Annotated in this window: 7 protein-coding genes and 1 pseudogene; 6 read left to right on the forward strand and 2 right to left on the reverse strand. The window is 72.2% G+C overall.

Annotated elements, in window-relative coordinates; genetic code table 11:
• From ACZ6TV_RS54800 to ACZ6TV_RS54820, 5 genes and pseudogenes are all read left to right on the forward strand, one after another.
• Nucleotides 1–354 (forward strand): annotated as a pseudogene (locus ACZ6TV_RS54800) (coagulation factor 5/8 type domain-containing protein); the annotation flags it as partial.
• Between the two features lie 59 nt (nucleotides 355–413).
• Nucleotides 414–2,606: a carbohydrate-binding protein gene (locus ACZ6TV_RS54805; protein WP_465309640.1), complete on the forward strand. Its 2,193-nt coding sequence runs from the start codon at nucleotides 414–416 to the stop codon at nucleotides 2,604–2,606.
• A gap of 330 nt (nucleotides 2,607–2,936) precedes the next feature.
• The gene (locus tag ACZ6TV_RS54810) at nucleotides 2,937–4,397 is read left to right on the forward strand and encodes an APC family permease (protein ID WP_465309642.1); all 1,461 of its coding nucleotides are present in this window, start codon (nucleotides 2,937–2,939) and stop codon (nucleotides 4,395–4,397) included.
• Nucleotides 4,390–5,367, forward strand: coding sequence for a hypothetical protein (locus ACZ6TV_RS54815; protein ID WP_465309644.1), 978 nt, complete (start codon nucleotides 4,390–4,392; stop codon nucleotides 5,365–5,367). Before ACZ6TV_RS54810 ends, ACZ6TV_RS54815 begins: the two co-directional genes overlap by 8 nt.
• Nucleotides 5,364–6,746, forward strand: a complete 1,383-nt coding sequence (locus ACZ6TV_RS54820; protein WP_465309646.1) for a pyridoxal-dependent decarboxylase — start codon at nucleotides 5,364–5,366, stop codon at nucleotides 6,744–6,746. Before ACZ6TV_RS54815 ends, ACZ6TV_RS54820 begins: the two co-directional genes overlap by 4 nt.
• Nucleotides 6,747–7,229: 483 nt before the next feature.
• On the opposite strand, the gene ACZ6TV_RS54825 is transcribed toward ACZ6TV_RS54820, so the two are convergent.
• The gene (locus ACZ6TV_RS54825; RefSeq protein ID WP_465309648.1) at nucleotides 7,230–8,231 is read right to left on the reverse strand and encodes a LacI family DNA-binding transcriptional regulator; all 1,002 of its coding nucleotides are present in this window, start codon (nucleotides 8,229–8,231) and stop codon (nucleotides 7,230–7,232) included.
• 137 nt (nucleotides 8,232–8,368) lie between these two features.
• A complete protein-coding gene (locus ACZ6TV_RS54830; protein ID WP_465309650.1) occupies nucleotides 8,369–8,704 on the reverse strand; it encodes a VOC family protein in 336 nt (111 codons plus the stop codon).
• A 50-nt stretch (nucleotides 8,705–8,754) separates the two neighbouring features.
• Between ACZ6TV_RS54830 and ligA the strand changes: the two genes are divergently transcribed.
• On the forward strand, nucleotides 8,755–10,887 hold the full coding sequence (gene ligA, locus ACZ6TV_RS54835; RefSeq protein WP_465309652.1) for an NAD-dependent DNA ligase LigA: 2,133 nt from the start codon (nucleotides 8,755–8,757) through the stop codon (nucleotides 10,885–10,887).
• Nucleotides 10,888–11,232: the final 345 nt, after the last annotated feature.

Here is an 11,232-nt window from a genome sequence, read left to right on the forward strand (position 1 = left end):
TGGAACGGCAACGGCGGCCGCACCTACTTCTACCAGAACGAAATCCCCTACGACGTGCCCAACCAGGCCTCCTGGTCCAGCGGCGGCGGCGCACAAGGCTGGGCCGCCTACAAGGTCGGCGCCAACGTCACCAGCCACGAAGCCTGGGGCCTCGGCAGCTACTGCTACTTCTCCACCAACCCCAGCATGGTGCTCGGCCACTCCTTCGAGGTGCCGGTCCAGCCCAACGTCAGGTTCCACAACATGGTCACGGTGTCGCTCGGTGGCACCGGCACCATCTCGCGGGTCATCAACAACACCGGCGGGACCGTCAACAGCGGCAACCAGGTCACGTACCTGGTCAGCGGCCCGTAACCCCAGTCAGGTGCGGCGCCGCTTGCGGCGGCGCCGCACCACCAACCCCTGGAGGCCTTGTGAGGCGATCCATCTCCGTGGCGACCGTCGCGCTGGTCACCGCCGGCACCCTGGCGGTCCCGACCGCCGCGTCGGCCGGCCACGGCGCCCTCGTCACGGGCACGTACTCGACCGGCGCCGCCCACTGGCAGGCACTGCCGAGCGTCCGCGTCGGCAACGGCGCGAGCGGACCGGCCGACGCGACCGTCGTCGTCGACCCGTCCCGGACCCGGCAGTCGTACACCGGCATCGGCTTCTCCATCGACGAGACCACCGTGTCGAACCTGTGGAAGCTCACCCCCGCCGAACGCGACCGCGCCGTCCGGCTGCTCGTCGACCCGCGCACCGGCGCCGGCCTGGACCGCTTCCGGCTCACCATCGGCAGCCCCGACCTCATCGAGCACCTGCCGTTCTGGTCCTACGACGACCTGCCCGCCGGCGTCACCGAGGACCCCGAGCTGCGGTACTTCAGCATCCAGCGCGACATCGACCTGCACATCGTCGACACGATCAAGCTCATCCAGAAGTACAACCCGGACGCGACGTTCCTCGCCTCGGCGTGGAGCGCGCCGGCCTGGATGAAGACGAACAACAAGTTCCTCGGCGAGGTCGCCCTCAAACCCGGCAGCACCAGCGAGTACTACCAGGTCGGCAAGCTGCGCGACGACCGCATCGACGTGTTCGCCCGGTACTACGTCAAGTACGTCCAGGCGTACGCGCGGCTCGGCATCCGCGTCGACGCCCTGACGCTGCTCAACGAGCCCGGCATGGACGTCGTCTACCCGGCCATGGACATCAGCGTCGAGCAGCAGCAGAAGCTGTCCGTCGCCATCGACCGGGAACTGCGCAAGGCGCGGCTCGACGTCGACCTGTACATCCACGACTTCAACTTCTACGACTGGCGCGACCCCAACAGCACCGCCACCAAGAACTACTACCGCGTCCTGAACGACCCGGCCGCCGCCCGCGCCGCCGACGCGATCGCCTTCCACCCGTACTGGGGCGACCCGTCGGTCATGCGCGACGCCTACGAGCAGACCGGCAAGCCCGTGCACCTCACCGAGACCAGTGACCTGTCACCGGCCACGGTCCTCGCCGACTTCCGCCTCGACGCGTCGTCCTACGTCATGTGGGCGCAGGCGACCGACCAGGACGGCGGCACCCTGCACTGGACGCCCGCCCGCGACAACAACGTCGACTGGGACGAGGTCGCCCGCACCAGGAAATGGCCGGACCGCCTGGTCAAGGTCGACACCACCACCCGCACCTTCACGGTCCGCGACGAGCTCTACCAGCTCGGGCAGTTCAGCCGGTACCTGACGCCGGCGCACGTGCGGGTCGCCTCCAGCGGTACCGCGGGCGGCATCGGCAACGTCGTCTACCGGGACCGGCACGACGGCTACGTCGCGGTCATCGGCAACGCGCTCGACGCCGACCGGACCGTGCGGGTGGTGCTCGCCGGCAAGTCGTTCGTCGCGACCGTCCCGGGCCGCTCCTACGCCACCTTCCGGTGGGACGCCGACCTGCCCCGCGGCCGCAACCACGCGCCCGTGCTGCGCGACCCGGGAGCGGTCACCGTCGACCAGTACAGCACCGGCACGGTGCGGCTGAACGCCACCGACGCCGACCGGGACGCCCTCGCGTTCTACGCGAGGGACCTGCCCGACGGCGTCACCGTCGACGCGGCCACCGGCGTCGTCACGCTGCACCCGACGGTCGCCGGCAGCTTCGACCTCACCGTCACCGTCACCGACGGGCGGGCCGCCGCCGAGCGCACCGTGCACGTCACCGTGCGGCCGCACGGCGCGCCGGTGGGGGAGAAGATCGAGGCCGAGGCGTATGTGGCGCAGCACGGCTGGACCGACGGCGGCGCGAACTTCATCGAGACCAACCCGGCCGCCAGCGGTGGCCGCAACGTCGGTTGGACCGCGGCCGGCAACTGGCTCGCCTACCGGCTCGACGTCGCGGCCGGCACCTACGACGTCGAGCTGCGCGTCGCGACCGGCACCGGCGGCCCGCTGCCCGGCGCGATCTCGCTGCGGGACGCGTCCGGGGCCGTCCTGGCCACCGCGTCGGTGCCGGACACCGGCGGCTGGGGCGCGTACCAGTCCGTGCACGTCCCGGTCACCGTCACGACCTCCGGCGACCAGCAGTTGACGCTGTTCTGCGAGACCGGCGGTTTCAACATCGACTATGTCCGCCTGACCTTCTGACCATCCCGATCGCCGTGCCGGCCCCTGGAACTCCAGGGGTCGGCACGGCTGCTTCCAGTCGCGAAAAAAGTTACGCGTCCGTAAATTCTGCGTGCTGTTACCCGTGGGTCCGTTCAAAGAGGAGCAGCTCAGGACGCATGGAGACCCCTTAGTGACCGAACGACCTAGGTAAATCCATGAGATCGGCCGAGGAGTCGCAGCGTGACTTCCGCCTATACACTGCGCTGCGGTAGTGATCAGGTAACTCAACTTCAGAATCGGAGAACGCGCCGCGATGCGTCCTTCCCCCCGGCCCGAATTCACGCCACCGCGCCCTCTCGGCGGTGCCCGATGACGGGGTACGGGCTCACCCGCCGGCAGATGTCCGGCGGCGGCGTCTGGCTCTTCCAGATCGGCGCCAGCTCCCCGATGGCGGTCCTCGCCGGCGGTATCGTCGCCACCTACGCCACGACCGGGATGGTCGCCGCGCCGCTGACCTTCCCGCTGCTCGGCATCGCGCTCGCGCTGCTCGCCGTCGGCTACGTGTCGATGGCCCGCAACGTGCCGCACGCCGCCCCCGCATACGCGCTGCTCGCCCACGGCTTCGGGCCGACCGCCGGCATCATCGGCGGCGCCCTCGCCCTGGTCTTCTACTCGTGCATCCAGATGAGCCTGTACGGGCTCGTCGGCGCCACCCTCGCCGGGCTGCTCGGCGGCAACTGGGTCGTGTGGGCCGCCGTCCTCTGGCTCGCCGTCGCGGTCTGCGGGCTGCTGCACGTGTCGCTGTCGGCGTTCGTCGTCGGCTCCGTGCTCTGCGTCGAGCTGGTCGTCATCGCCCTGTTCGACCTCGCCGCGTTCGCCCACCCGGCCGGCGGCAGCATCACCACCGAGCCGATCAGCATCACCGGCCTGTGGGCCCCCGGCATCGGTGGCGCGCTCGCCCTCGGCATCGCCGCGTTCATCGGCTTCGACACCGCCCCCGCCTACAGCGAGGAGGTCCGCAACAGCCGCAGCATCACCCGCGCCACCATCGGCGCCCTGATCTTCATGCCGCTGTTCTACGGGCTGTCGGCGTGGGCCCTCGCGGCGACCGTCGGCGCGGACCGCATCGCCGCCGTGGCCGCCGACCCGGAGGCCGGGCTGCCCTTCAACGTCCTCGACGAGTGGTACGGCAGCGGCCTCAGCCTCCTCGCCACGATGCTGCTCATCACCAGCGTCTTCGTCGCCATGCTCTCCTTCCACAACGTGCTCGCCCGGTACGCGTTCGGCATGGCCCGCGAGGGTGTCCTGCCCGCGTGGCTGGCCCGCACCGGCGCCGGCGGCCAGGCCGAGGGCGCCCCGACCGGCGGGTCGATCCTGCAGAGCGCGACCGCGCTCGTGGTCGTCGGGCTGTTCGTGGCCCTCGGCGCCGACCCGATCACCGTGCTGTTCACCTGGCTGTCCGCGGCCGGCGCCGTCGGCATCCTGCTGATGCTGGTGCTCATCTCCGCCGGCAGCATCCGGTACTACCGGCGCGGCGGCGGCACCCACGAAGGCCTCATGGTCAGCACGGTGCTGCCGAGCCTCGGCGTCATCGCGGGCGTGGGCATCCTGTTCGTCACCGTCGCGAACCTGTCGTCGCTGCTGGGCATCGCGTCGGACTCGATCCTGCAGGCGGTCATCCCGGCCGCGGTGCTGATCACCGTCCTGGTCGGAGCGGTGTGGGCGCTGGCACTGCGGTCGAGGCGGGCGCCGGTCCTCGCCGACGTCGGGCGGGGCAGACCGGACCCGCTGCGGGTCCTGGACCGCCGGCTGAAGGACCTCGATGTTTGAGACGGACCCGGCGGTCGCACCGCCGGCCGCCGGCACCGACTCCCCCCGCGACCGGATCGCGCGTGGCTCCTTCGCCCCGGACCGCGGCTCGCCCGGCCCCGAGCGTGGCTCGCCCGGCCCCGACCGCGGCTCGTTCGGATCGGAACGTGGCTCGTTCGGGTCGGACCGGGGCTTTCCCGGGGCGGAGCCCGGCCCGCGGCCGCCGCGGCGGTACTTCCACGAGGACGACCAGCAGGAGACACGGCACCTGCGCGCGGTGCCGCCCGAAGGGGCCCGCGGCCTGAGCTCCGACAACCCCGAGGCCGACGTCACGGCCGCGTTCCGGGGCGAGGTCGTGTCCCGGCTGCGGCGCTTCTCCGTGCTGCACACCCGCCACGCGTGGGAACGCCGCCGCCGCGACCCGCTCAGCCCGCACGGGATCGCCCTGTTCTACCTGGAGCGCGGCGTGCCCGTGCTCCAGCAGCTGCGCACCGCGACCCGCATCTTCCTCGCCGACGACGAGGCCAACGAGCTGCCGATGCTGCTCTACGGCCTGGCCCGGCACGCCCACGAGGGCTACCAGGCCGACCCGGCCTTCGACCCGCGCACGATGATGGCCAACAAGTGCGACCCGATGTCGTCGGCCGCCGTGTTCGCCGGCATCGGCGTGTGTACCCTCGACACGCCGTACGGCCTGTGGTCCGACGCGCAGCGCCAGGCGGCCAACGAGTTCGACCTGCCCGGCCGGTGCTTCGCCCGCCTCATCGACGGCACCCGGCTCCTGCTGGACCGCGGCGGGCGCAAGCAGTTCAACGGGCTGACGGTGGAGAGCTCCGTCGACGACACCAACGCCCACTACGGCGTGCCGAGCATGCAGTGGCGGTGGAACCCGTCGCTCGCCGAGGTCGAGCCGCACGACCCGACGTATCACGTGTGGCGCTGGATGAGCGAGCTCGGCCGGATCATCGACGTCAGGTCGCAGCCGCGATGACCGCCGTGGACCCCGTCCCCGCGGACCCGTTCTCCGCGGGGACGCTGCCGGCGGACCCGTTCGCGGCGGAGCCGTTGCCCGCGGGTCCGTTCGCCGCGGAGCCGGTGTCTACGGTGTCTACGGGGGCGTTCTCCGTGGGGACGCTGCCGGCGGATCCGTTCGCCGCGGAGCCGTTGCCGGCTGGCCCCTTCTCCGCGGAGCCGTTGCCGGTGGACCCGACGATCGCCGGCCGGCTCGACCAGCTGCACGCGGACCTGACCGGGCACGGCGCATACGACCTCGGGTTCCCGGGCGCGACCGACCTGCCCGACATGACCGCCGTGGCCCGGTTCGACCGGCTGCTGCTCAACAACGTCGGCCATCCGTACGCGGCGGGCGGCGCGTACCGGCTGCACACCAAGGTCGTCGAGCACGAGGTCGTCCAGTTCGTGGCCGACCTCGTGCACGCGCCGCTGGACAACCGGCACGGGTACGTCACGACCGGCAGCACCGAGAGCAACCTGTGGGCCCTGTGGCAGGCCCGGCAGCACTTACCGGGCGCGGCCGTGTTCGCCTCCACCGCCGCCCACTACAGCATCGCCAAGAACGCCGAGCTGCTCGGCATGCGCCTGTACCTCATCCCCGCCGACGAACGCGGCGAGATCCGCTACGACCTGCTGCGCGCCGCCGTCACCGAGCACCGCCGCCGGCGCCGCGGGGCCGGTGTCATCGTCGTGGCCACCATCGGCACCACGATGACCGAGGCCGTCGACGACGTGCTGCTGATCGACGAGGCTCTCGCCGGTGTCGACGCCGCCCAGCGCTGGATCCACGCCGACGCCGCCCTCGCCGGCATCCCCCTGGCGCTGTGCGACCCGCTGACCCGGCCCGGCTTCACCTTCGCCGACGGCGTGCACTCCTTCGCCGTCAGCGGCCACAAGTTCCTCGCCACGCCGTTTCCCTGCGGCATCGTGGTCGCCCTCGCCGACCGGCACACCGGCCGGGGCAGCATCACCTACACCGCCGCGCCGGACAGCACGATCACCGGCTCCCGCTCCGGTCACGCGCCGCTGTGGCTGTGGTATCTGCTGCGCTACTGGGGGCTGCCCGGCCTGCGCGGCCGCGCGGTGGCCGCCCGCGACCTGGCCGGCTACACGGAACGGCAGCTGCACGGGATCGGCTGGGCCGCGTGGCGCGCCCAGGAGCACGCCTTCACCGTCGTCTTCCCCCGCCCGCCCCAGCACTTCCTGGACCGCTGGCCCCTCGCGACTGACGACCGCGGCAACGCCCACGTCGTCTGCATGCCCGGCAAGACCCGCGACCTGATCGACCGCTTCGTCGCCGACCTGGCCCACGCCCTCAAGGGCGCGGTCTCTCGGCCCAACTCGATCGCCTGCTGACCCGCTTCCCGCCGGTCCGGCGGCCCGCGGTGTGGCGGGCACCCGCGATCGCGACCTCATGACCGGCGCGGCGGCTGCCGTGCTGCGGAGGCGGTGGTCCCATCGGGATGCACCTGCCGCCACGCCGACCATCAGACCCCCGTGCCTCAGAACCTAACAAGCTCCCGCCCCGCCGTGCGCTCGATCCGCGCTCCTGCCGGATACCGGACACAGCTCCTCCGCGGTGCCCCGTTCTGTGGTTGGGTTGCCCGCCGGGTGCGACCTCGCATCCATGATCGGCAAGGGCGTCCGGTCGGATCACGGGTGTTCGCGGCCGGGACGGCCGCGGCCTACGGTCACTACCGGCGGCGGGAGAGGGAGGGCCGTCAAGGCCCGACCGGCGGCTGACGGGAGCACGCACCGCAACCACGGCGGACGTGAGCCATGCGTTGGCTCTTGGCCTTGTTCTAGCTCTTGTCTTTGCGCTTTGTTTTGGCGCCTGGGTCAGCTCTTCGGTGCGGCCGTGCTGCGGCGCAGGACGAGGGTGGGCGCCACGTGGGGGTCGGGTGCGGGGCGGTCGGGGCCCTCGGGGAGGTCGGCCTCGATGGCGCGGAGCAGGGCGGCGATGCAGCGGCGGCCGACCTCGTCGAAGTCCTGGCGGATCGTGGTCAGCGGCGGCGACAGGAACTCGGCCTCGGGGATGTCGTCGAAACCGACGATGCTGACGTCGTCGGGGACGCGGATGCCGTGCTCGTGGAAGGCGCGCATCATGCCCAGCGCCATCTGGTCGTTGCCGGCGAAGACCGCGGTCACGTCGTCGCGGCGGGCGAGCTCGAGGCCCGCCTGATAGCCGGAGCGGGCGGACCAGTCACCGGTCATGAGCGGCGGCGCGGGCAGGCCGGCGTCCTCGAGGGTGCCGCGCCAGCCTTCGATGCGGCCGTGGGTCTCCAGCCAGTCGCGGGGGCCGGACAGGTGCCAGACCTTGCGGTGGCCGAGGCCCAGGAGGTGCTGGACGGCGAGCCGGGCGCCGGTGACCTGGTCGACGGAGATCGCGGGGATCTCACCGCCGACGACGGCCTCGACGGCGACGGCGGCGACGCCGAGCGGGAGGCTGTGCAGCGCGGCGGCGGCGGCCTGCTGCGGGGCGATGACGACGACCCCGGCGACGGACTGGTCGGCGAGCGCTTCGAGGGCGGACACCATGCCGCTGTGGTCGACCTGCTCCAGGGTCACGATGCTGACGCCATACCCCGCGGCGCGGGCGGCGCGCTCGATGCCGAGCAGGGTCGAGGCGGGACCGTAGAGGATCGTGTCGAAGCTGACGACACCGATCACCCGGGACCGCCGGCCGGCGAGGCCACGGGCCATCGCGTTGGGCCGGTAGTTGAGCTGCCGGACCGCCTCCAGGACCCGCTCACGCGTGGCCGGGCTGACGCTCGGGTGCTGGTTGAGCACCCTGGACACGGTCTGGTGGGACACGCCGGCGAGTCGCGCGACGTCGTTCATGACCGCTGCCCGGCCCTGGCTCGTTGGACGCATCGCCCTCCCCCCATGTTGATGTTAGCGCTGCCACGATATGCCGTTCCCGCCGGTACGCCGCATCCCGGGACAGGGAATGGCCGTTCGGATGACCCCTTTTTTCGCTACTCGACGCAGAACTCGTTGCCCTCGGGGTCCGCCATGACCGTCAGGTCGTCGCCGTGGTGCAGCACCGTCGCGCCGAGCGCGGTCAGCCTGGCCACCTCGTCGGCGACGGTACCGGGGGCTCTGAGGTCGAAGTGCATCCTGTTCTTGGCGGTCTTGCCCTCCGGCACGCGCGCGAACCAGACGTTGGGACCGCCCCAGCCGGCGGCCTCGACGAACGCCTTGTCCGATGTGGACTCCTCGTCGACGTCCGTGCCGAGCGCGGCGGCCCAGAAGCGGGCGAGCACGAGCGCGCCGGCGCTGTCGAACGTGACGGACTTGATGAAGGCGGGCATCGCCGCACGGTAACAGCTTTTTTGTCGTACCCCCTGACTAGGCTGCAGCCATGGAAGCCTCGGTGCAGGAAGCTGCTGGTCTGGTTGTCGATGCCGCGCGGGCGGAGCCGTTCGCGAGCGCCGAGGAGTATCAGGCCGCCGTCGACGCGGTCCGGCAGGCCGCCGCTTCGTATTACGGCGGCGCCGATCTCGCCATGGACGACGCCGTCTATGACGCGCTGCTGGCGCGGATCTCGGCGACGGAGGCGGCCCGGCCGGAGTGGAAGACCGAGCAGTCCCCGACCGAGGTCGTCGGCGCCGGTGGCGGCGTCGTCGGTGACGTCGTGCACAGCACCCCGATGCTCAGCCTCGACAACGTGTTCGACGAGGACACGCTGCGCAAATGGGCCGCGCGGCTGGACAGGATCCTGGGGCGGGAGGCCGCCGGGTTCACGGTCGAGCCGAAGATCGACGGCCTCGCGATCGCCGCGCGATATGTCGACGGCCGCCTGGCGCAGGTCGCGACCCGCGGCGACGGCCGCGCTGGCGAGGACGTCACCGGCCAGGCCCGGCGGGCGGCGGGGCTGCCCGAGCGGCTCGCCGAGCCGCTGACCCTGGAGGTCCGCGGCGAGGTGTTCATGACCGAGGCCGACTTCGAGGTGGCCAACACGATGCGCACCGGCACCGGCGAGCCGGCGTTCGCGCACCCGCGCAGCGCCGCCGCGGGCACGCTGCGTGCGCAGGACCGCACCTATGACGCGCCGCTGTCGTTCTTCGCCTATTCCGTGCACCGCGACGAGCCGCCCACCGGCCCGCACTCCGAGGCGATGGCGGAGCTGGAGCGGCTCGGGGTCGCCACGACCGGCGGGTCCGTCGCCGGGACGCCCGTGTGCCGCAGCATCGACGAGATCCTCGCCGCCGTGCACGCGCTGAGCGCGAGCCGGGGCACGCTCGGGTTCGGCATCGACGGCGCGGTCATCAAGGCCGACCTGCCGGCCGACCGCGACGCCGCCGGCTCGTCCAGCCGGGCGCCGCGGTGGGGCGTGGCCTACAAGTTCCCCGCCGACACGCGCATGACCCGGCTGCTGGAGATCAAGGTGCAGGTCGGCCGGACCGGCGTGATCACCCCGGTCGCGGTGCTGGAGCCGGTGCTGGTCGACGGGGTCGTCGTGGAGTTCGCCACCCTGCACAACTTCGGCGACCTCGAGCGGCGCAACGTGCGGCCCGGCGACGTCGTGTTCGTCCGGCGCGCCGGCGACGTCATCCCCGAGGTCACCGGCGCCAAGCTCGACGAGCGCCCGGCGGACTCGGTGCCGTTCGAGCCGCCGGCGCTGTGCCCCCGCTGCGACGGCGAGATCGACCGCACCCAGAAGCGCTGGCGCTGCACCCGCGGCCGGGCCTGCGGCGCGCACGAGTCCCTCGCCTATTACGCCGCCCGCCACTCGATGGACATCGAGGGACTCGGCGGCAAGATCATCGACATGGTCGTCGCGGCGGGCCTCGTCACCGACCCCGCCGACCTCTATGACCTCGACGTGCCGACGGTCGCCGGGCTGGACCGGATGGGCACCGTCTCCGCGACGAAGCTGGTCGCGGGAATCCAGGCGTCCAAGGCCCAGCCGTTCGCCCGGGTGCTGACCGGCCTCGGCGTGCGGATGACGGGCCGCTCCATGTCCCGCCGCCTGGCCCGCCACTTCGGCACCATGCAGGCCCTGCTCGACGCGTCCGTCGAGGACCTGCAGCAGGTCGAGGGCATCGGCCCGGAACGCGCCGTGACCATCGCCGCCGAGCTGGTCGACCTGCGCCCGGTCATCGAGAAGCTGGTCGCCCGCGGCGTCAACATGACCGAACCCGACCTGCCCGCACCCGCCACCGACACCACCGCCGGCTCCGCCGACACCCCCGGCGCCACCGCCCTGCCACTGCTGCGCCCCGACGGCACGCCGATGACGGTCGTCGTGACCGGCTCGGTGCCCGGCCTGACCCGAGACGAGGGCAACGAAGCAGTGGAGCGCCTCGGCGGCAAGTCCTCCGGCTCCGTGTCGAAGCGCACCGACCTGGTCGTCGTCGGCGACGGCGCCGGCTCGAAGGCCGAAAAGGCCGAGCAACTCGGCATCCGCATCCTGCCGGCAGACCAGTTCGCAGCGCTGCTGGAGGCACACACGTCAGGAGACACGGCCACGGTCGCCACCATCCTCGCCTGACAGCGAGGATGTAGGTAGGCCGGCCGGTGCGCTTGGCGCACCACTGCGGCGGGCCATCGGCGGGTTGCCGGATTACTACGGCGGACCGGGGCGGTTGCCGGACTACTACGGCGGACCGGCGGCGAGCGCGCAGGCGCCTCGCTGTGCGTCACGGTCGGCGCTGTGCGTCACGGTCGGCCGTCGGGTGGCCCCTGGGCCAGCCGGCACTTGCCGGCCGGGGTGGGTCGGGTCCTACGCTGGTTCTGGCCGTGGTTCTGGCCGTGGTTCTGGCCGTGGTTCTGGCCGTGGTTCTGGCCGTGGTTCTGGCCGTGGTTCTGGCCGTGGTTCTGGCCGTGGTTCTGGCCG

It is taken from the genome of Dactylosporangium sp. NPDC051087, from assembly GCF_055586325.1.